General features: G+C 37.6%; 20 protein-coding genes and 3 pseudogenes. 2 read left to right on the forward strand and 21 right to left on the reverse strand.

What is annotated here, in order from left to right; translation table 11 throughout:
- Positions 1-14 precede the first annotated feature (14 nt).
- From AC1DJR_RS01400 to AC1DJR_RS01425, 6 genes and pseudogenes are all read right to left on the reverse strand, one after another.
- Positions 15-689: pseudogene (locus AC1DJR_RS01400) on the reverse strand (flagellar type III secretion system pore protein FliP); the annotation flags it as partial.
- A pseudogene (locus AC1DJR_RS01405) lies at positions 689-979 on the reverse strand (flagellar motor switch protein FliN); the annotation flags it as partial. The pseudogenes AC1DJR_RS01405 and AC1DJR_RS01400, both read right to left, overlap by 1 nt.
- A 12-nt stretch (positions 980-991) precedes the next feature.
- The gene (fliN, locus tag AC1DJR_RS01410) at positions 992-1351 is read right to left on the reverse strand and encodes a flagellar motor switch protein FliN (protein ID WP_477001888.1); all 360 of its coding nucleotides are present in this window, start codon (positions 1349-1351) and stop codon (positions 992-994) included.
- Positions 1352-1361: 10 nt separating this feature from the next.
- Complete coding sequence (gene fliM, locus AC1DJR_RS01415) at positions 1362-2348, reverse strand: flagellar motor switch protein FliM (RefSeq protein ID WP_002011997.1); 987 nt, start codon at positions 2346-2348, stop codon at positions 1362-1364.
- A 14-nt stretch (positions 2349-2362) separates the two neighbouring features.
- Complete coding sequence (locus AC1DJR_RS01420) at positions 2363-2587, reverse strand: flagellar motor switch protein FliN (RefSeq protein WP_000775712.1); 225 nt, start codon at positions 2585-2587, stop codon at positions 2363-2365.
- Between the two features lie 65 nt (positions 2588-2652).
- Positions 2653-3438, reverse strand: coding sequence for a lytic transglycosylase domain-containing protein (locus AC1DJR_RS01425; protein ID WP_002126630.1), 786 nt, complete (start codon positions 3436-3438; stop codon positions 2653-2655).
- Between the two features lie 246 nt (positions 3439-3684).
- Between AC1DJR_RS01425 and AC1DJR_RS01430 the strand changes: the two genes are divergently transcribed.
- Together AC1DJR_RS01430 and AC1DJR_RS01435 are read left to right on the forward strand one after the other, a co-directional pair.
- On the forward strand, positions 3685-4809 hold the full coding sequence (locus tag AC1DJR_RS01430) for a flagellin N-terminal helical domain-containing protein (RefSeq protein ID WP_002086453.1): 1125 nt from the start codon (positions 3685-3687) through the stop codon (positions 4807-4809).
- 254 nt (positions 4810-5063) lie between these two features.
- Positions 5064-5864, forward strand: coding sequence for a flagellin N-terminal helical domain-containing protein (locus AC1DJR_RS01435; protein ID WP_477001889.1), 801 nt, complete (start codon positions 5064-5066; stop codon positions 5862-5864).
- 86 nt (positions 5865-5950) lie between these two features.
- Here the strand turns inward: AC1DJR_RS01435 and AC1DJR_RS01440 are convergent, their stop codons facing one another.
- The 15 genes and pseudogenes from AC1DJR_RS01440 to AC1DJR_RS01510 form a co-directional block, all read right to left on the reverse strand.
- Positions 5951-7003: a P-loop NTPase gene (locus AC1DJR_RS01440; RefSeq protein ID WP_477001895.1), complete on the reverse strand. Its 1053-nt coding sequence runs from the start codon at positions 7001-7003 to the stop codon at positions 5951-5953.
- Between the two features lie 20 nt (positions 7004-7023).
- Complete coding sequence (moaC, locus tag AC1DJR_RS01445; protein WP_477001890.1) at positions 7024-7512, reverse strand: cyclic pyranopterin monophosphate synthase MoaC; 489 nt, start codon at positions 7510-7512, stop codon at positions 7024-7026.
- A 48-nt stretch (positions 7513-7560) separates the two neighbouring features.
- The gene (moaD, locus tag AC1DJR_RS01450) at positions 7561-7797 is read right to left on the reverse strand and encodes a molybdopterin converting factor subunit 1 (protein WP_477001891.1); all 237 of its coding nucleotides are present in this window, start codon (positions 7795-7797) and stop codon (positions 7561-7563) included.
- A 4-nt stretch (positions 7798-7801) separates the two neighbouring features.
- Positions 7802-8266, reverse strand: coding sequence for a molybdenum cofactor biosynthesis protein MoaE (locus AC1DJR_RS01455; RefSeq protein WP_477001892.1), 465 nt, complete (start codon positions 8264-8266; stop codon positions 7802-7804).
- Complete coding sequence (locus tag AC1DJR_RS01460) at positions 8247-9560, reverse strand: molybdopterin molybdotransferase MoeA (protein ID WP_429692332.1); 1314 nt, start codon at positions 9558-9560, stop codon at positions 8247-8249. The genes AC1DJR_RS01455 and AC1DJR_RS01460 overlap by 20 nt, the downstream gene beginning before the upstream one ends.
- A 19-nt stretch (positions 9561-9579) precedes the next feature.
- Positions 9580-10596, reverse strand: a complete 1017-nt coding sequence (locus tag AC1DJR_RS01465; RefSeq protein WP_429686699.1) for a molybdopterin-synthase adenylyltransferase MoeB — start codon at positions 10594-10596, stop codon at positions 9580-9582.
- Positions 10597-10620: 24 nt separating this feature from the next.
- Positions 10621-11415 carry a formate channel gene (locus AC1DJR_RS01470; protein WP_098636162.1) on the reverse strand — a complete coding sequence of 265 codons (795 nt, stop codon included), beginning with the start codon at positions 11413-11415 and terminating at the stop codon, positions 10621-10623.
- A gap of 207 nt (positions 11416-11622) precedes the next feature.
- Positions 11623-12639 (reverse strand): GTP 3',8-cyclase MoaA, encoded by a 1017-nt coding sequence (moaA, locus tag AC1DJR_RS01475; RefSeq protein WP_215552606.1) that lies wholly within the window; start codon positions 12637-12639, stop codon positions 11623-11625.
- A gap of 20 nt (positions 12640-12659) precedes the next feature.
- On the reverse strand, positions 12660-13457 hold the full coding sequence (gene fdhD, locus AC1DJR_RS01480) for a formate dehydrogenase accessory sulfurtransferase FdhD (RefSeq protein ID WP_002086466.1): 798 nt from the start codon (positions 13455-13457) through the stop codon (positions 12660-12662).
- A 16-nt stretch (positions 13458-13473) separates the two neighbouring features.
- Positions 13474-13818: a Na-translocating system protein MpsC family protein gene (locus AC1DJR_RS01485; RefSeq protein WP_002012015.1), complete on the reverse strand. Its 345-nt coding sequence runs from the start codon at positions 13816-13818 to the stop codon at positions 13474-13476.
- 150 nt (positions 13819-13968) lie between these two features.
- The gene (locus AC1DJR_RS01490) at positions 13969-14451 is read right to left on the reverse strand and encodes a helical membrane plugin domain-containing protein (RefSeq protein WP_328057188.1); all 483 of its coding nucleotides are present in this window, start codon (positions 14449-14451) and stop codon (positions 13969-13971) included.
- Positions 14452-14609: 158 nt separating this feature from the next.
- A complete protein-coding gene (fdhF, locus tag AC1DJR_RS01495; protein WP_477001893.1) occupies positions 14610-17558 on the reverse strand; it encodes a formate dehydrogenase subunit alpha in 2949 nt (982 codons plus the stop codon).
- A pseudogene (locus AC1DJR_RS01500) lies at positions 17527-17719 on the reverse strand (hypothetical protein). Before AC1DJR_RS01500 ends, fdhF begins: the two are co-directional and overlap by 32 nt.
- 104 nt (positions 17720-17823) lie before the next feature.
- Positions 17824-18600 (reverse strand): TerC family protein, encoded by a 777-nt coding sequence (locus tag AC1DJR_RS01505; RefSeq protein ID WP_078184238.1) that lies wholly within the window; start codon positions 18598-18600, stop codon positions 17824-17826.
- A 171-nt stretch (positions 18601-18771) separates the two neighbouring features.
- Positions 18772-21073 (reverse strand): putative bifunctional diguanylate cyclase/phosphodiesterase (locus tag AC1DJR_RS01510; RefSeq protein WP_477001894.1); only part of this gene is annotated, 2302 nt, incomplete at its 5' end.

The raw sequence follows: 21073 nt of genomic DNA on the forward strand, positions 1-21073 counted from the left end.
TAGCATCAAACGCTTCAGGCGACCGTCTTAAACATAATATCGACGATTTTTGTATATCCACCTAAATATACGAAAACAAGTATTTTAAATGGTAAACTTAAAATCATCGGCGGTACCATCATCATCCCAAGGTACATTAAAAGTGTACTAATAATTAAATCAATAAAGACAAACGCTAAATAAATGAACATCCCTGTTAATAAACCTTTTTGAATTTGCGTTAACGTAAAGGATGGCACAAGCGTAAACAATGAAAGATCCTTTAAATCTTTCGGCAACTCTTCTCCACGCACTTTCAGCATCATTTTCAAATCATGCTTATACGTATGCTTCGACATATAATCTTTCATAATCGGAGCTGTCGTTTCCGCAGCTTGACTTACTGTTATTTTTTCTTTCGTCATCGGGTCCCACACATCACTCTTTAATTGACCAAGCACTGGCTGCATTGTAAACAGCGATAAAAATAATGCGAGTCCAACAAGCACTTGGTTCGGTGGTAAATTCATAACCCCAAGCCCTTGACGAGTAATCCCAAGAACAATCATAAAATAAGTAAAATGCGTAAATAAAAGAACGATAGAAGAAGATAATGATAGAAGGGTAACGAGCGCGAATAGTTGTACACTTGAATTACTCGTAAACTCTTTTCCATTTTCGAAATTAATAAAGCCGTTCGGGGCTGCATACTCTTCACCGCGTCTTCTAACGCTTGTTGAAACTGATTTCCTGTTCCTGTTAACTGCACAGATTGTACACCGTTATTACTAATAACAGTGAACACTTGCTTTCCGTCCACTTCAAATAAAAAGGCGCTCGTTTGATGATTTAAATAAACACCGTCTTTCACTTGAATGTGTCCATTTTCACCTTGCTTAAAAAACTGCTGTTTGCGCGTCTTTTTCGTCATATAATATGCACCATAGCCGAGCGCACCAAACAGTAAAACGACTTGAAATAAGGTCGTCATATACGACATATGACTCCTCCTCTACTCTTTATCCTGCATTTGATTTTGTGCCTTCATAAGCGCTGCATGTTYCTTATCAGCTTCAATTTCAGAAATAATAATGCCAAACTTCTCGTCCATTACGATTGCCTCACCAATACCGACTTTCATATCACTTAAATATACATCTACTTTATGTCCTAAATTTTTCTCTACTTCAAGAACATCGCCAACTTTTAACTGCTTCACATCACCAAGCGTAATAGATGACTTCCCAAGCTTTACTCCAAGTTCAATCGAAATGTCTGAAACGGTATCAATATGTGCCTTCCCCGCTTCATTTCGCTTCCCTGCAAATTCTTCTAATCCCATTAATGACACAGGAGATACTTCATGCTTCATATGGATCCTCCTACTCTATAAAACTTTTAAATAGAAGCGCCTTACGCGTTCCATCTTTCCCGATAAAACAATTAAATTTATGTTTTCCATCTACATAACCACGTAGTTGGTCTGAAACCTTTGTATGAAGCGGAATAATATCGCCTTCTTCAATTTGTTCAATCTCGCCCATTGTCATCTTTTGCTCACCAACCGCAACGTGAACAGGCTTGTACACTTGATTTACTTTCACTTCTACTTCAGACGTATATTTTTTACGCTTATCTGAAGAATGTTCGACAATATTTTCAGACGTTAACTTATCCATAATCTCTTCAACAGATAAGAACGGAATTCCAATACGAACCGTCGTATTCCAAAACTCTGTTTTCATATTTACGTTCAGTAATGAAATAATATCGCTCGCTGTCGTAATCTTCAGCGCATTCGGATCTGTCTCCGTCGTTACAAACTTCGGTTCAATCGCAACAACGCTTTCAAATGATTGCTCTAAATTTTTACAAAGAAGCAAGAATATATTATCAAGCGTTAAAAATTCAAACGCCGTTAACGGTCTGCGCATCGTAAAGTTACGCTTACTATCTCCGCCAAGCCAACATTCATGAATATAAATGACGAACGCTAAATCAATCTCAATAACAATTTCTCCAAGCTCTGGTAAACCGAGATCAATAACGCAATATAAATAATAATCTTTCGGCATTTTCTCTACATACTCACTCGTAAATGGAACTTGCTCAACCGTTGAAGGCTCTAGTTCAATTGGAATACGCATACGAGCTGACAACGTCTGTGACGTCTGCTTTCCAAATGTAGACGCAATCGCCTGCAAACTACGTAAATGCTCAACACCAAACTTCTCCGGTCTATTAAAATCATACTCTTGAAATTTATCTTGCTTCCCTGCTTCTTGTGCGAAAGCTGGCATTTCCTCGCCTTCATTTACCGCCTTCAGCAGGGCATCAATTTGCTCTTGGCTTAATTTTTCGCCACTCATGACAATCCCCTTCCCTACCTTTTCAATTCAACGATTTCAACGTACATTTTCCCATTCTTCGTCAAAATCTTTCCGGTTCCAATCTCTTCATTCTCAAGCATAAGACGCACCGTATTTTTCGTTGAATTTTCAAGACGATACAATGTACCTTTCGTAATATGAAGCAGATCTTCAATTTTCTTTTTCGTATTTCCGATTTCAAAATAAATTGTTAACGGAATATCATCTTGTAATTTCAAATCTAGCCAACTCCCATATCATGTTCACAAAAATTTCATGTTCTCTATTTATATAATGAAATTTTCTATTTCGAAACGTCGATATTTAATATTTTTTTAATATATCCTTGCGTTTCTTTAAATGGTGGTACGCCTCCGTACTTTCTCACATTACCAGGTCCAGCATTATAAGAAGCAAGTGCCAATACGAGATCACCGTTATTTTTCTTTAAATAACCGCTTAACTCTTTCACACCGCCCTCAATACTTTCAGCTGGTGAAAATGGATTTTTTACACCCATCTCTTTCACATTCGCTGGCATAAGCTGCATCAGCCCCATCGCCCCTGCATGTGACACCGTTTTCGGATTAAAATTAGACTCTACTTCAATCATTTTTTGAATTAACGTTTTCGGAATTCCATATGTATTACTTACGCGATCAATAATATCCTCATACTTACCTTCATTTGAAGAACGTATTTTCTGAATATTATATTTATTCGTTAATCCCCACGTATCAGCAGCCTCATTTTTCGTTTCTGGAAAACGTCGTTCAAACTCTTTTTGTGCAACTTGCACTTCATCTACTTGCTTCGTTTCAGCTTTTTCCTCAGGCTTACTCGCTTCCTCTACTTTATGAATAGATTCTTCCGGTTTATTAACAACCGTTTCTATTTTCGTAGATTGTACCGGCTGACTCATATCCTCTACTTTTGCCGGCTCTTTAGCAACTTTCGTCTCCTTCGCAGGTTCACTCTGCAATTGATCTTGAAAACGGCTACTAACAAACGCCTGTGGACTACTTAACTTTTGCTGAATCTGTCCTTTTTTATATGCAAGAACTTCTTTTACTATATTTCCAACTACCATAATATCACCTTTTCGCTAAACAAAGATAATCTAATATTAGAGTTTTTTTAAAAAGTTTGCAATAATCCTTTGCAATAAAAAAATGACTACATTGTTAAACTGTTATTTTTTTATATTTATTAATTCGAATTTTTAGTTGACACCCGTTATAGCAAGGCTTACAATAAATCTCGAAATCGATTTTTTCGCATATTACCGTTTTTCGATTTGCAGAAAAGTCAATATAAAAAAATGGGGGTTCTTAACATGAGAATTAATACAAACATTAATAGCATGCGTACACAAGAGTACATGCGCCAAAACCAAGCTAAAATGAGCAACGCTATGGACCGTTTATCAAGCGGTAAACGTATCAACAACGCTTCTGACGATGCAGCAGGTCTTGCAATCGCAACTCGTATGCGTGCTCGTGAAAGCGGATTAGGAGTAGCTGCTAACAACACTCAAGACGGTATGTCTTTAATTCGTACAGCTGACTCAGCAATGAACTCAGTATCTAACATCTTACTTCGTATGCGTGACCTTGCAAACCAATCTGCGAATGGTACAAATACAGATAAAAACCAAGCAGCATTAGACAAAGAATTTACTGCATTAAAAGGTCAAATTGATTACATCTCTAAAAACACAGAGTTCAATGATCAAAAATTATTAGATGGTTCTAAAGGATCTATCGCAATTCAAACTTTAGATAATGCTGATACAAGCAAACAAATTAATATTGACTTAGCCAATACTTCTACAAACTCATTACAAATTGATACGATATCAATTGAAGGTAAGGGCAATCAAACAATCGCAATTACAACAGCAGACATTGCGAAAGATACAAATATTGCTGCTGTAGGTACTGCCAAAGCAGCTTTAGCTGGTTTAGCTGCTACAGCAACTGCACCGGAAATTACAAAAGCAGTTGACGATTTTAAAGCAGCATTTGATAAGGTTGATAAAAACTTAATGAGTGACGCTGCAATCAAAGGTATTACAGATGCAATTGCAGCGTACGAAACAACTCCAAGCCGTACAACTGCTCAAGCAATCGGAACTGCTTATACAGCACCTACAGCGGGTAATATTACAAAATCAACGCCAAACGCTTCTAGCGCAATCAAATCTATTGATGCAGCGCTAGAAACAATCGCATCTAACCGTGCAACTCTAGGTGCTACATTAAACCGCCTTGACTTTAACGTAAATAACCTGAAGAGCCAATCTTCTTCTATGGCTTCAGCTGCTTCTCAAATCGAAGACGCTGACATGGCGAAAGAAATGTCTGAAATGACTAAGTTCAAAATCTTGAACGAAGCTGGTATCAGCATGCTTTCTCAAGCAAACCAAACTCCACAAATGGTTTCAAAATTATTACAATAAGCCATTTGAGTTAGTTTAATGAATGAACCACTCTGCTTGCGGAGTGGTTCATTTTTTCTATATAAATGAATTATTTGTAAAACCTATCTTTTTTTAGGTGGAAGAGAGAATCCGCGATGTGTAGAAGCGGTCAGTTCCTATCTCTATCCCCTCTCATGTTTAAACACAATAGGAGCTAAGCATAATTCCCTTTTTCTTTTTATAGCCATTTATTGAATTTAAGACCATATATGAATCTATAAGGAGTGTCCATTATGCGTATTGGTACGAATGTTTTGAGTATGAATGCTAGGCAGTCGTTGTATGAGAATGAGAAACGTATGAATGTTGCGATGGAGCATTTTGCGACTGGTAAGAAGTTAAACCATGCTTCTGATAATCCTGCGAATGTTGCCATTGTGACTCGTATGCATGCGAGAGCGAGTGGTATACGTGTTGCGATTCGTAATAATGAGGATGCGATATCGATGCTTCGCACAGCGGAAGCTGCTCTTCAAACTGTTACGAATATTTTGCAGCGTATGCGTGATTTAGCTATTCAATCTGCGAACGGTACAAATTCAAATAAAAACCGTGATTCACTGAATAAAGAGTTTCAATCTTTAACAGAGCAAATTGGCTATATTGGCGAGACAACTGAGTTTAATGATTTATCCGTATTTGACAATCAAAACCGTCCTATTACGTTAGATGATATCGGTCATACGGTACATATAACGAAACATATTCCCCCTTCCCCCACACAACATGACATCAAGATTTCAACTGAACAAGAAGCAAGAGTGGCGATTTGTAAAATTGAAGAAGCTTTGCAAAGTGTATCACTTCATCGTGCTGATCTCGGTGCTATGATGAATCGTTTACAATTTAATATTGAAAATTTAAATAGCCAAAGTATGGCGTTAACAGATTCTGCATCTCGAATTGAGGATGCGGATATGGCGCAAGAGATGAGTGACTTCTTAAAGTTTAAATTGTTAACTGAAGTTGCACTTACTATGGTTTCACAAGCAAACCAAATTCCGCAAATGGTTTCTAAATTACTACAATCGTAAATATAACCGTTAAAACTATTGAAATAACTCTATAAAAAATAAAAAGCGGGATACATACGTGCTATGTATCCCGCTTTTATATCAACTTATCCTTTATAAATAAGATCCTCCGCTAAAGATGTAAACATCTCCCCAACGAGTGAATCTTCATCATATACACATGAGCCTTTATTCTCTTCACGTTTTGCAAACGGTATTTGAGCAATTATTTCTGTTTGCAGTTGTTCTGCTAACATTTCGCCGCCACCTTTTCCGAAGAGATAGTTTCTTGAACCATCTTGTTCTTCGTAATATGCCATATTTTCAACGATACCTAAAATATCGTGTTTCGTATGTTTTGCCATTACTCCTACTCTAGAAGCTACAAATGACGCTACGTTATGAGGCGTTGTAACGATAATTTCCTTCGCTTGTGGAATCATCGCAGCGACATCAATTGCAACGTCTCCTGTTCCAGGCGGTAAATCTAGAAGAAGATAGTCTAATTCTCCCCAGTGCGTGTTCGCAAGGAAGTTTTGAATCCATTTGTTTAACATTGGGCCGCGCCACATAACGGGGTTATTACCTTCTGTGAAGAATCCCATCGACATAATTTTAACACCGTGACTTACGACCGGGATTGCGGTTTGATCAATCAGCGTTGGCTTTTCATTCGTTTCCATCATAGCTGGGATACTAAATCCGTATATATCTGCATCCAAAATTCCAACCTTTTTCCCCATACGTGCTAAAGCAGTAGCAAGGTTAATCGTCACAGTTGATTTCCCGACTCCGCCTTTTCCGCTCGTTATAGTAATAAAATGTACCCCTGAATCAGGTCGCAACATACTTGGCATTCCTGTTTCTGTTCTAGCTTCTTTCTTTAAAGACGCTGTTAATGCCGCTCTTTCTTCTGGTGTCATTGAGCCAAATGTTAAAGAAACTTTCGACACTCCAATGTTTCGAAGTGAGTCTTCAATATCTTGTTGAATTTTCGCCTTTAACGGACAACCTTGTATCGTTAAAATTACTTCTAGTTGAACTTGTGCACCATCTATTTTTATATTTCTGACCATGTTTAGTTCCACAATACTTTTGTGTAACTCTGGATCTTCTACATGGCTTAAAGCGTTCATAATTTGTTCGTGAGTAATCATCATACACATTCCTTCCATTGTAATTATTTTATCTTGTGAAAAAAGTCTCCGCTTTTCCCACCCGTTTTTTGTACTAAATATGTTTCTTTCATAACCATCGTTTTATCAACAGCTTTGCACATATCGTAAAAAGTAAGGGCGGCAATCGATACGGCAGTTAATGCTTCCATTTCTACTCCTGTTTTCCCACTACATTTTACTGTCGCTCGTATGATTAACTCATAGCCATCAGTTGTCTTTTCATAATGGAACGCAAAGTCCGTTCCTTGGATTAATATCGGGTGACACATAGGGATTATATCCGCTGTTTTTTTAGCACCGATTATGCCAGCAACTTGTGCTACTTGAAGCGGGTCTCCTTTTTTCAACCCACCACTTTGAATTGCTTCAAATAATTCATTTGATAAAGAAATTGTACTTTGCGCAATAGCTGTGCGTATTGAAATATCTTTTTGAGAGATATCAACCATTTTAGCTCTTCCTTCTTCATTCCAGTGCGAAAATTCACTCATAATGATCCTCCTTAATTTATAAAAGATGTGGTATTCAAATAAGAAGAATTAACCTCCACTTACAGGCGGGATAAACGCGACGGTATCTCCAGCTCTTACAATATCTTCGTCCGTTACAAATTCTTCATTAATTGCCACCATAACTTTATCTAGCGTCTGTAAGTGATAGTTTTCTTTCAACCATTTTTTCAATTGATGAACATTCATCTCTCGTTTTTCTATCATTACTAATCTCTCTGAGCCGACTTCTTCTCGTAAAGTTGCGAACAATAAAATTGTAATCATTCTCTCATTCTTCTTTCTTTGGTTTTCCTTCTGGATAGGGAGTATTTTCAAGTTGATCACCAATCCACTCCGTTCCATCTTCCCAAAATTCTTTTTTCCAAATTGGGACGATTCTCTTTATACGTTCAATTGCGTATTCATTCGCTTCGTACGCTACTTTACGATGCGGCGACGATACTGCAATGACAACTGCAATATCCATTATTTCTAGTCTTCCTACTCGGTGCGTAATTGCTATTTTCGCATCCGGCCACTTTTTCTTAATTTCTTCTCCAATTGCAGTAAGCTTTTTTACCGCCATCGGTTTATATGCTTCATACTCAAGATGTAACGTTCGTTTTCCTTTCGTTAATTCCCTTACTGTTCCAATAAAAGTTGTAATTGCTCCTGCTTCTCGTCTTGCTACTTTATTCGTTACTTCTTCAACTACAATCCGATTATCGACAATTTCAAATCGTGCTTGTCCCATCAAAACCTCTCCCCACTTTACGGAATGTCCAAGGCCATTCACTACCTTCGTTATCTTCTAATAAAAGAATGTCTACAAACATCCCTTTCTTATATCCTCTCGTTCCGCCCTGTAGGACGATAAAAATATTTGATTCTGCTAATGAAGAAACGGAACTAGATTTATCAAATCCTGATGGATAAGCGATTAGTTGTCCTTCGTTATACTGAAGCTTACCTCGTACAAATCTTGTAAATGGATTCGGTTTTAGAAAATCTTCTCCGAGCATTGCTTTTTCTCGTTTTACATGTGGTTTTTCGCTAAACATATACGCACGAATGCTAGGTTTTACGAATAATTCAAAACCTACATAGCAAGCAGATGGATTACCTGATAATCCAAATAATAATTTTCCGTTTAATTGCGCTACAGTCGTGACGCTACCCGGCCGCATGGCTACTTTATTAAAAAGAACCGACGCACCTAACTTTTCGTATATAGCTGGCAAATAATCGTAATCCCCTACTGAAACACCACCAGTTGTAATTAACATATCCACTTCACTTAACGCTTTCTTCACTGCTTCGTAGCACGTATTCAAATCGTCGCTAAACTTTCCAAAGTATTTTACTCTTCCACCTGCTCTTCGAATTTGAGACGATATCATATGCGTATTACTATTTCGAATTTTCCCAGGTTGTAGTTCTTCATTTACATCGAGAAGTTCACTCCCAGTCGCTAATAGTCCAATAACAGGCTTTTTCGCTACTGGCACTTCGCTATAACCGAATGTAGCAAGAAGAGCAGAAATACCCGGATTAATGTAACTACCTCTTTTTGCGAGAACGATTCCTTTCTGAACATCTTCACCTTGAAAGGATATATTGTCCCCTTTTTTAAATGAGCGCCTCACTTCCATATAGCTTTTTCCGATATTCTCATATTGACGATGACGAGTCAGTTCTAGCATGACGACCGCGTTACATCCTTTCGGAATTTGTGCCCCTGTCATAATTCGAACTGCTTGAAACGCTCCTACTTCTGTAGGAAATACGGAACCTGCTCCAATTTCACCGATGACTTCAAATACGATTGGATTCTCACGACTAGCTCGTAAAGTATCTTCTGCCCTAATAGCAAATCCATCATATGGCGAGCGATCGAAGTAAGGAACATCGTGATCCGCTACTATATCGTCTGCTAACGTACGTCCGTATGCTAATTCCAGTGGTACTAGTTCTTTTACACCACAATTAGCAAATGCCATCACTTTATGAACAGCCTCTTCAACTGTAATTGGCACTCTTCTTTCCATCATTACCAATCCCTCTCTATTATCCTAATAACCGATAGTATAGTTGTTTCGCTTTTTGAATTTCATTCGTTCCGTGAATGAATACACGACCATTTTGAAAAATGACGATGCGATACTCTTCTAATTGGCAAGAGAGCAAATACGGATTTCGATCAACTTTCCCGTGGTTCTTTAATACTTTTTCTAACTCATCAAAGTTGTAATGTCTATTATGCGCCGGTCTAATTTGAACTGTATTTCTTCCACATAACACAGCTGTCTTCGTTTGATTTTCGTATGATAAATAAGGATAAGTTCTATTTGTTCCGCACGAAGGACAGTCTTCCGTTTTGATTTTCCCTAGTTTGATAGAATGATATTGATTACTCCATATATCAAACATTAAAAATGTTTTCCGAACTGCTTCATAGTCTTCTACTAAAATTTTGAATGCTTCTGCTACTTGATACGCTGCGACGATTTGAACAGCTGGACTAATAATTCCAACTGTGTCACATGTCGCCCCTGTAACAGGAACACTTTTCAACACGCAATGTAAGCACGGTGTTTTCTTCGGAATAATTGTATAGCTCATGCCATAACTTCCGACACAAGAACCGTAAATCCAAGGGATATTGTGTTTTTGTGATATATCATTAATCACGAACCGAATATCGAAATTATCTGTTGCATCAATAATGACATCGACACCACCTAGTAAAGCTTCCATATTATCTACTCTTGCATCCATTACAAGAGCTTGAATTTGCACGTCTGAATTAATTTGTTTGAGACGATTCTGCGCTGCAATTGCTTTTGGCAATTTTTCTATCGCATCTTGTTCAGCGTAAAGTTGTTGCCGCTGTAAATTACTCCATTCTACGTAATCGCGATCAATAATCGTTAATTTCCCGATACCTGCACGTACTAAGCTTTCTGCACTTGCACTTCCTAATGCACCTGCCCCTACTATTAATACATGCTTATTTCTAATCTTCTCTTGCCCTTCTTTTCCAATAGGAGTGAACAACTGTTGTCGTGAATACCGCTCTATCATGAGGTGCCTTCCTTTCATATACTGTTATTTTTTCATTACATCTTCTTCGGTAGCACTTTGTTTCTGATAACAAGAAAAATAAGCGAATCCAACAAATCCAGCTCCGCCAATTACATTTCCGATAAAGACTGGCACAAAGTTTTTCGCAAGATCCATCCACGTAAGGTGACCAGCAAAAATAACTGCTGAAATGACAAACATATTTGCTACTACTTGCTGAAACCCAATTACGACAAACGCCATAATCGGAATCCAAATCCCAACAATCTTTCCGATTAAATCGTTCGTTCCGTATGCTAACCAAATTGCAAGGCAAACGAGCCAGTTACAGCCAATCGCTAAAATTAATGTTCTCCCGAAAGATTCATGTAATTTATCTTGAGCTATCGCTATCGTTTTATTTAAATAGGCACCTTCAGTTAACCCGCCAAGATGACCGAAACAATACGCTACGAAAAGCGCACCTGCGAAGTTCGTTAAAGTGATCCACGCCCAATTGTTTAACACATGTTTCAATGAAATTTTCCGTGCATACAGTGCCATGGCCATCGACATCATGTTTCCCGTAATTAATTCTCCTCCTGCTAAAACAACGAGCATAAGTCCTATAGGAAAAACCGCTCCTCCTATAAAATTGACTAAACTTCCCCACTGCTCCGGTACATTACCTAGAACACGAATATTAAGTAAAAATCCTAACGAAATGAATGCTCCTCCTAAAAAACCAAGAATAAGCATTGCGGATAGCGGTTGCCCCACCTTTTGAACACCGGATTCAATCACAAGCGCAGCAATTTGTTCCGGTTTATGAAATGCCATAACCAATTCCTCCATTTTTCTCATCTAAAAAAAGCAGCACCAAAAACCCTTATCATCGTAAGGATTTTTGAATGCTGCTTAATCTCTCTGCATATCTCTTACAGAAATATCAATCATCATTTTTACTATACTCATAGAAAGTGTACAAAACTTGCACATTTCCCACCATTTACGTTAACAAAGAGAATCTACATTCTTAGTAGCTTCTCAGCCACCGATATGCGACATTTCAATTTTCGGCATTGCTTTTTTATTCGTATTGCTTAACCGTTCATCTGAATAACGGTCTGAACGATTATTCCAAATGTCACGAATAACATTAGTAATCTCCTCATCCGTATATCCAAAGCGAAGTAATTCTTTAAGATTGTTTCCTTTAGACGCAAACAAACATGTATACAATTTTCCTTCTGCAGAAATACGCGCTCTTGTACATGATGAACAGAACGAATCCGTTACAGATGAAATAATTCCTATTTCTTCTTCGCTACCAACATAACGATAACGTGTTGCAACTTCACCAGGATAGTTCGCCTCAATACGTTCAAGCGGCATCACTTTATGAATCATCTCTACTATTTCCTGCTTAGAAACTACTTCACCTAATTCCCAGCCGTTAAAATTTCCGACATCCATATATTCAATGAACCGAAGGATATGCTTATTCTCTTTAAAGTACTCTGCCATCTGAACGATGTCTTCTTCATTTTTCCCTTTTTGGACAACCATGTTCATTTTAATTTTCATTCCGGCTTCCGCTGCAGCCTGTATTCCCGCAAGAACCGTTTTTACTTTACTTCTATTCCCATTTAAATAAGAGAATCGTTCTTCATTTAACGAGTCTAAACTAACTGTTACACGAGATAAACCCGCCTTATATAAATCTGGAGCAAACTTTTTAAGTAATGATCCATTTGTCGTTAAACCAATATCCTCTACTCCATCAATTTCGTTTAACCGCTGTATGAGTTCAGGTAAGTCTTTTCGAAGTAAAGGCTCTCCTCCTGTAATACGTAACTTTCTTACACCTAAAGAAACGAAAATACGTGTAATCCTTTCAATTTCATCAAAAGATAAAATTTTATCATTAGACAAAAAAGAATAATCACGACCAAATATTTCTTCTGGCATACAATATCGACAGCGAAAATTACAGCGATCAGTAACAGAAATACGTAAATCCTTTAAAGGACGATCTAATTTGTCTAATGTAACAGATTTCATGATTATTGCCTCGTTTCTACTTATTTTATATTTATAATCCGCTCTGGATGCGTATATACATTTAAAGATTTATTACGAATGAAGCCTATTGTAGTAATCCCTAACTGCTCCGCTAGTTCTAATGCTAACTCAGTTGGAGCTGATTTTGACAATATTACTTCACAGCCAATTTTCGCAACTTTTAATAGAATTTCAGAAGAGATACGTCCACTAAAAACAATAATTTTATCACCAATCGAAATGTTATTTTTTAAACAATAGCCGTAAATTTTGTCTAAAGCGTTATGTCTTCCTATATCCATGCGGCTTAAAACAATTCCACTCACATTACATAAAGCTGCATTATGAACGCCGCCTGTATGTTGAAACGTAGACGCAGATTGCTGCATATCATTCATTAACCGAAAACAATCCTCGGCAGAGATCTTTACGCGAATATCATTCATTTCTTTCGCAGTCAGCGCATCGTTCGCAAAAACAAACCCTTGCCTACTCATTCCACAGCACGAAGTAATATAACGTTTGTTTTGTATGTCACGATAATAAGGATTGATTTTCGTCGTTTTTACATGTACATAACCTTCTTTTTCTTGCATCCATATTTCATCAATATCTTCATACTTTCGGATAATGCCTTCAGAGGCTAAAAAGCCAATTACCATATCTTCAATATACTCTGGAGTACTAACCATTGTAACAAATTCCTGGCCGTTAATTTTAACCGTAACAGGAAACTCTGTTACAATGCTGTCCTCTATATGTTTAAATTCCCCTTGCTCATATTTGAAAATTTTCCGTTCCACCTGAATCGATTTCACGATGAGCATCCTTCTCTCACGTTATATTTTTATCAAAAACAAACACGGAAACTGCAATATCTTCATCTACTTTCATATCAGAAAACAGATGAACTAACTTCGCACCAACAAGTTCTTCTAAATGTTCATGAGGATTAGCCACATACACTTCTTGAATCATTTTCGTTCGAGCCATATGAACCATTTCCGCCCCATCCGTAGTTCCCGAAATAAATTTCTCAGTAGGTGTTAAATTCCCATAAAGTGTTGCAATAGCCATGTTCTCGGTAAATACAGTATGAATTCTTTCCGGCCCTTTCCCGAACAACTCTTTTCGAAGCTTTCGGATCATATCATTAAATTCATGTACCATTTTTGACATACTCTCATTCCTTCCTAGTTATTCCATCACAACTATTTTAACAAAATGATCATTTCGTCTAAACTATTTAATAATGAGACGAAATGAATCATCTTGTACAATTATCTCAAGTACGCAAACAACATATGAAATACTATTATTGTTGCTTATCTATTCTTCTTTTAACCCTTTACCCATACCTTTTAAGAAATGAAGACCAAATCCGATAGCACGATTAATATCTGGATCCTTCAGTACTTTCATAAGGTCTAATATTCCTACTTTTTTATTGCTTTGCAAATGCTGGTTTCCTTCATCCATACCTGTCAATACGCTACCTATAAGCTTTTTCGTAAGTTCCGGATCAAGTTCTGTTAAAGCTCCTGCAGCGCCCATCATATTATTAATTAAATTTGTAACTGGTTCACGAGTGACTTGGCCTAGAACGATTTTTGCGATTGGTTCTTTCGCTTTCAGCATAGAATTTGCTGCTTCCAGCATCCCAATGTCATTTAATTCACCTACTATATTAAACATTTGATTTAAAGCATCTTCATTATTAGCTAGCAGTTCTTTTAAAGCTTCGAGTTTTTGTTGTTTAAGTTCTTCCCCAGTTAGCTCCTGTTTCTGGATCGCTTGAATAGGTGCTGCCATATTCTTTTCTCCCCCTTAGTTATCCCGCATTAACGGGCAGTAAGAACCCTACCTCAAAATTCAGCGAAAGCAAAGAATTTAGGTGGGGGATCAACTGCCCGTAAACGCCCGATTGGTTCAACTAATAATCAGTGGGTAATAAAGAAAACCCCCACTGATTAAAGTTTCACTTTATCCGTTAAATGTACGTATCCTGGACGAGCCCACTTACGATTTACCTCAATACCGTTTTGAGGATGACGCTTTTTATTACGCGGGTTCGTTTTTGGCATCGGATTTTCGCCTTCTACTTGTAACACTTCCATACGCACTTTCGTTTGTTTATATGCAGGCGTATTCGTACGTTGATCGACCGCAGGACCTGTTAAGAAATTAATCGCCGTTTCATTATCTGTCGAGTTCATCGGTAAATACAGCTCATTCGCTTTTACACGATCCGTTACGAGTGCACGTAATTTAAGTGCCCCGAATGGAGAAACAAGGCGTACTAACGAACCAGTTTTCACTCCACGTTCCCTCGCTAACTCTGGAGAAACTTCAACGAAAACACCTGGTACTTTCGATTGAATACCAGTTGATTTATTTGTCATGTTCCCTTCATGGAAATGTTCAAGCATACGGCCGTTATTAATGTGAAGATCGTATTCTGCTGGGAATGCAGCAGGACGTACCCAATCAGCTATCGCAAAACGAGCCTTTTTGTCCGGGAAGTTAAATCCATCTTTAAATAGAAGCGGCGTATTCGTACCATCAAAACTTCCCCAGTGGAAACTGTTCCACCCTTCAAGCACTTCATAGTTTGCGTGTGCAAATAGTGGTGATAAGCTTGCCATTTCTGCAAAGATTTCACTTGGATGATTATAGCTCCAGTTTGCACCTAATTTATTAGCAATTGCCTGCACGATCCACCAGTCTGGTTTCGCATCTCCTAGCGTTGGAAGCACTTGATATAATCTTTGTACACGACGCTCTGTATTTGTAAAAGTACCTTCTTTCTCAAGAGATGGCGCTGCTGGTAATACTACATCAGCGTATTGAGCTGTTTTAGAAAGGAACACATCTTGAACGACAAAGAATTCAAGGCTTGATAACACTTCATGTACGTGATTTGCGTTAGAGTCTACAAGAGCCATATCTTCTCCAACAAGATACATAGCTTTCATTTTTCCTTCATCAATTGCGTGAAGCATTTCAATGTTATTAAGACCTGGTTTGTTATCAATTTTTACTCCGTAAGCTATTTCAAATTTCGCACGTTCTACATCGTCAGTAACGTGCTGATATCCTGGAAGCCAACCTGGAAGTGTTCCCATATCACAAGCACCTTGTACGTTATTATGACCTCGAAGCGGATATGCACCAGCACCTGGACGGCGATAGTTTCCTGTTGCAAGAAGTAAGTTTGAAATTGCAGCGGAAGTATCTGAACCACCAGTATTTTGCGTTACCCCCATTCCCCAAAGAATACACGTACCATCTGCATCACGAATCATTTCTGCCATTTTAACGAGCGTTTCTTTTGAAATACCTGTAATCTCTTCTGCATATTCAAGCGTATATTCCGCGAGACTATCTTTGAAATCATCAAAGAAGTTTACATTCTCATCGATGAACTGCTGATCGTGCCAACCTTGATCAATCATATATTTCGTAACAGCCATTAACCATACTTGGTCCGTCCCTTGCTTTGGACTAATAAAGATATCCGAACGCTCTGCCATTTCAGTTTTACGAAGATCTGCAACAATTAGTTTTTGACCGTGAAGTTTATGCGCACGTTTCACACGAGTTGCTAATACTGGGTGACCTTCTGTTGGATTACAACCGACGATAATGACAAGACCCGATTGTGCGATATCTTTAATCGTCCCTGCATCTCCGCCCATACCAATTGTACGGAACAATCCATCTGTCGCTGGTGATTGACAATAACGTGAGCAGTTATCAACGTTATTCGTTTCGAACACTTGACGCGCTAATTTTTGAATAACATAATTATCTTCATTCGTAATTTTAGAAGAAGAAATAAAGCCGATAGAGCCTTTACCGTACTCTTCTTTAATAGAGCCCAATTTATTCGCCACTACATGAAGCGCTTCTTCCCAAGTCGATTCAACGAACACTCCATTTTTACGAATTAAAGGTTTCGTAAGTCGTTTTTCAGAATTAACGAAATCCCAACCGAATTTTCCTTTTACACAAGTAGAAATTGCATTAACTGGTGCMTCAGAAGTTGGTTGCACCTTTAAAATTTTGCGCCCTTTCGTCCATACTTCAAATGAACAACCTACACCACAAAACGTACAAACTGTTTTTGTCTTCTTCGTACGAGTGTCGCGCATCGCAGCTTCTACTTCTGACACAGCGAAAATACCGCTATATCCAGGTTCAACCTCTTTAATAAGATCGACCATAGGTTCAAGAATATCCGGCTTCAGCCCAGTCATAAATCCAGCTTCACCGAGCATCGATTTCTCCATTAAAGCATTACAAGGACAAATCGTTACACATTGACCGCAGCTTACACATGAAGAATCGTTAATATCTACTCCTTCATCCCAAATAACACGTGGGCGCTCTGCCTCCCAATCAATAGATAACGTTTCATTAACTTGTAAGTTTTGACACACCTCTACACATTGACCGCACGCGATACATTGATTCGGATCATAGCGATAAAATGGATGAGACATATCAACTTCGCTTGCATCAACTTTTGGCTCATAAGGATATTTTTGATGCTCAATTTCCATTAATTCTGCCGTATTATGCAGTTTACAATTCCCGTTATTGTTGTCACAAACCGTACAGTAAAGTAAATGATTTTCTAGTAAACGGTCCATCGCCTCATGTTGTGCTGCCTTCGCACTAGTAGAGGACAGCTCAATATTCATACCGCTCGTCACTACAGTAGAACAGGATCGCACAAGCTTTCCGTTCACTTCTACAATACAAGTATCACACGTTTGAATAGGATCCACTTCCGGCACATAACAAATTTGCGGATGTTCAATTCCGTTCTCATTAATAATGCCCAGTATAGTTGAACCAGGCTCAGCATTATACTCTTTGCCGTTAATTGTAATATGAACCATGCTGTCGTTCATGGTTACTCCCCCTTTTTGAGAATAAAAAAAACTCCACCACGAAAATATACGCACCACATTTTTGGCACGTTATCATCATGGTGGAGTAGTTTATTAGCACATCTTGCTAAAATACCAATCCATTTATTCATAAATAAAATGATAGATTCATAACAGGTCATATCACGATTCCATCTTTAACACTGTAATTATAGCGTTAAATCGAAAAATACACAATATAATTATCATTACAAAGGACAAAGCACATAATGCTCTGACCTTTGTATTACATTTTAGGATTATTCTGAGATGACTTACTTCCCGGTGCAAACCAACCAATTAGTGCGATGGCAACTAATACTCCGTAGAAGATTAAAGTCCAAGTTGTACTGTGTGGAAAATCATGATCTAAAATACCTATATCCTCATGGGCAAGTGTAATTACAGCAAGTTTGACGCCGACCCAGGCAACAATTGCATATGCTGTTGTTTCCAGTGCCGGACGTTTCTCCAGTAATTGTACAAACCAAGTTGCCGCAAATTTAATTAAAATAAGTCCGGCAATTCCTCCGAGAAGTACAACTATGAACTGTCCTCCATCCATACCACCGAAATCTTCTAGCGGTGAATCCGGAAGACCGAGGGCAAGAGCGACTGCAGCTAATATTGAATCAATCGCAAAAGCAAGGTCAGCTAATGCAATCTTTCCTACTGTGAACCAGTAGCTTTTTCCTGCTGCTTCCTTTTCATCTTCCTTGTGAATATTTTGATTGTTTTTTCCGAATTGCGCCTGAATGACATGCTTTAATCCTAAGTAAAGAAGATAAGCTGCTCCTATCGCCTGTATTTGCCAAACATTTGCAATAAATGAAATCGCAAACAGGGCTGCAAATCGAAAAACGAAGGCCATAATGATTCCGTAATTTATAGCTCTTTTTTTCTCTTCTTCGGGTAAATGTTTCGCTATAACTGCTAGTACAAGGGCATTGTCAGCTGATAACAAACCTTCTAATCCGATTAAAATTAATAATGCCCACGCATACTCTAGCCATATTGAATCCATCCGCTTCTCTCCTTTCTAAAACTAAAATCAGATAAGGTCTTTGCTCAATAGAATTTCCTATTAAGACAAATTAAATGCTAAAACATTTTGACAGTTACTTTGCTGTCCTCTATTTGTTATAATTTCAACAAAAAACAAGTCTAGATTGTGTTTTTCTTAGACAGGGTGACGCTACATTCTGCTTAAAAACTTGATGAATTCATCTTCACTTACAGGTTTACTGTAGTAATAGCCCTGAATTAGATAACATGCATTACGTTGTAACACTGTTAATTGTTCCTTCGTTTCTACCCCTTCTGCGATCACTTTCATGTTTAAAGTATGCGCTAGTGAAATAATGGTATGAATAATTTCATTTCCATCAGTAGAATTTCCGATCCTATTAACAAATTCTCTTGGAATTTTTAAGGTATCAATTGGATACAAAGGGAGATATGCTAATGAAGAATACCCTGTGCCAAAATCGTCAATTGATAAATGTACACCATATGATTTTAATGCTTTTAACTTCGCTAACGTTTCTTTTTCATCTACCATTGCTATCCGCTCAGTTAATTCTAAATCGATCGAACTAGCAGGTACCCCTACTTCTTCTATAGTAGATATGATTGTTTGAACAAAGTCCTTCTGTTCAAACTCTATAGCTGATAAATTTATCCCCATTTTTAGATTTGCATAGCCTGCAGAATGCCACTTTTTCAGTTGTCGACACGCTTCCTGTAACGTCCATTTCCCAATTGGAATAATTTGCGACGTTTCTTCCGCGATAGGTATAAATTCAAAAGGAGAAATAAGTCCCAGTTCTGGATGTTGCCAACGAATTAAAGCCTCTGCACCAATAACCATACCAGTCTTACTGTCAACTTGTGGTTGATATAATAAAAACAACTCATTATTTTCTAATGCCTTCGGTAAATCCTGTTCTAATCGTAATCGTCTTGTTATTTTTTTTGATAATGTCTCGTCATACATGCAAACAGCATTATTACCTTTTTCCTTTGCACTATACATAGCAATATCAGCATGTTGTAAAAGTGTAGTAGTATTTATTCCTCCAAACGGATACACCGCTATTCCTATACTAAGAGATAAATAAAAACTATGCTGATTAACTACAAATGGTTCTTCAGTTATACGAAATAGAGTTTCACACAAATCCAATAGCTGTTGCTCTGTGTGGTTATGGACTATGACCGCAAACTCATCTCCCCCTATTCTCGCTAGAGGAATAGCCGGTGACAGACATGTCCTAAAACGTTTAGCAACTTCTTTTAAAACACTGTCACCAATTGAATGTCCCAGTGTATCGTTAATGGTCTTAAAACGATTTAAATCTATATACAAGAGTCCAAATTCATCCTGCGTTTTTTGTGCACGCCCAATGGATTTTTCTAATTCTTGTTGGAAGAATATTCGATTTCCAATCTCCGTCACTGTATCATGGAATGCTAGATAGTTTATCTCATCTTGTTGTTGCTTCATTCTCGTAATGTCTTTTACCATTACATAACTCCCAAAAGTTTGCCCTTCTATCATAATAGGAACAATGGTGACGTACCAAAAATGAATGTCCTTCTCATTATTATTTTTCACACGTAATTGTAACGAAGCCGAACTGCATCGTTTCCCTTCCTGTAGAGCCGCTTCCAATTCAGATCTATCTTCATCTAAAAAAATTGAGAAGCACTCTTTACCTATTAATTCATCGCTGTTTTTTCCTAATAACATACTTCCAGCCTGGTTTATATTTAACACAGTACCATTTGAATCAATCGTTAATATAGGATCTGGATGATACTCATATAATGACTTAAATCTCTCTTGATTTTTGACCAAGTCATTGGATTTGTTTATTAAATCTTCTGTTCTTTGAGATACTTTTTGTTCTAATTGATTATTAAACACTTTTAACATCTCAGTTAAATCTCTGTTTTGCATTCGTACGATTGTATGACGAATCAGCACAAATACAAATGCAATACAATTTCCAGTAATAAGTGTAGCCGAGGAGGTTTGCTCTTTAAGAGTAAAACCAATTAAGACTGCAACTGCAAGGTAAGGAAATATGACAAGAAGTTTCTTTCCGAATGTCGGATCAATAATAAAATAATTTCTTCTAGAAGAAGCATTCTTCGGTATAGCAGCAGCAATAGCGATAAATAAAAGGAAAACTCTATACAAACACCTTAATAATATAAGTGAACGATCTGACAAATCATCTTGTAAGTAAAAATACAAGTAGTCCGTAATAGCCAATCCAGTTAATACGAGGATAAAAATAAATAATTTACTTTTCGCATTAAAAATAGCTGGTCGAAAGATTAGACTAACTCCTAATAAAAGAAGTAATAAATCTATAATCGGAAAAATAAATGAGAGAAAAACATCTCCAATTGATAAGAATAAGATATTTGCAGAAGGTTTATTAAACAGGTACCACTCTAATGTAAAAACGGCAGTAACAACAATACAT

The sequence above is a fragment of the Bacillus sp. 05T31 genome (assembly GCF_056396725.1).

What these genes read in the sequence shown, in the direction of transcription:
- AC1DJR_RS01465 (WP_429686699.1), bottom strand. Translation starts at nt 10,596, where the DNA reads ATGATAGAGCGGTATTCACGACAACAGTTGTTCACTCCTATTGGAAAA.
- AC1DJR_RS01440 (WP_477001895.1), bottom strand. Translation starts at nt 7,003, where the DNA reads ATGATGATTACTCACGAACAAATTATGAACGCTTTAAGCCATGTAGAA.
- moaA (WP_215552606.1), bottom strand. Translation starts at nt 12,639, where the DNA reads ATGAAATCTGTTACATTAGACAAATTAGATCGTCCTTTAAAGGATTTA.
- AC1DJR_RS01490 (WP_328057188.1), bottom strand. Translation starts at nt 14,451, where the DNA reads ATGGCAGCACCTATTCAAGCGATCCAGAAACAGGAGCTAACTGGGGAA.
- moaC (WP_477001890.1), bottom strand. Translation starts at nt 7,512, where the DNA reads ATGAGTGAATTTTCGCACTGGAATGAAGAAGGAAGAGCTAAAATGGTT.
- AC1DJR_RS01425 (WP_002126630.1), bottom strand. Translation starts at nt 3,438, where the DNA reads ATGGTAGTTGGAAATATAGTAAAAGAAGTTCTTGCATATAAAAAAGGA.
- AC1DJR_RS01485 (WP_002012015.1), bottom strand. Translation starts at nt 13,818, where the DNA reads ATGTCAAAAATGGTACATGAATTTAATGATATGATCCGAAAGCTTCGA.
- AC1DJR_RS01505 (WP_078184238.1), bottom strand. Translation starts at nt 18,600, where the DNA reads ATGGATTCAATATGGCTAGAGTATGCGTGGGCATTATTAATTTTAATC.
- AC1DJR_RS01430 (WP_002086453.1), top strand. Translation starts at nt 3,685, where the DNA reads ATGAGAATTAATACAAACATTAATAGCATGCGTACACAAGAGTACATG.
- AC1DJR_RS01435 (WP_477001889.1), top strand. Translation starts at nt 5,064, where the DNA reads ATGCGTATTGGTACGAATGTTTTGAGTATGAATGCTAGGCAGTCGTTG.
- fliM (WP_002011997.1), bottom strand. Translation starts at nt 2,348, where the DNA reads ATGAGTGGCGAAAAATTAAGCCAAGAGCAAATTGATGCCCTGCTGAAG.
- AC1DJR_RS01460 (WP_429692332.1), bottom strand. Translation starts at nt 9,560, where the DNA reads ATGGAAAGAAGAGTGCCAATTACAGTTGAAGAGGCTGTTCATAAAGTG.
- AC1DJR_RS01470 (WP_098636162.1), bottom strand. Translation starts at nt 11,415, where the DNA reads ATGGCATTTCATAAACCGGAACAAATTGCTGCGCTTGTGATTGAATCC.
- AC1DJR_RS01455 (WP_477001892.1), bottom strand. Translation starts at nt 8,266, where the DNA reads ATGGGACAAGCACGATTTGAAATTGTCGATAATCGGATTGTAGTTGAA.
- moaD (WP_477001891.1), bottom strand. Translation starts at nt 7,797, where the DNA reads ATGATTACAATTTTATTGTTCGCAACTTTACGAGAAGAAGTCGGCTCA.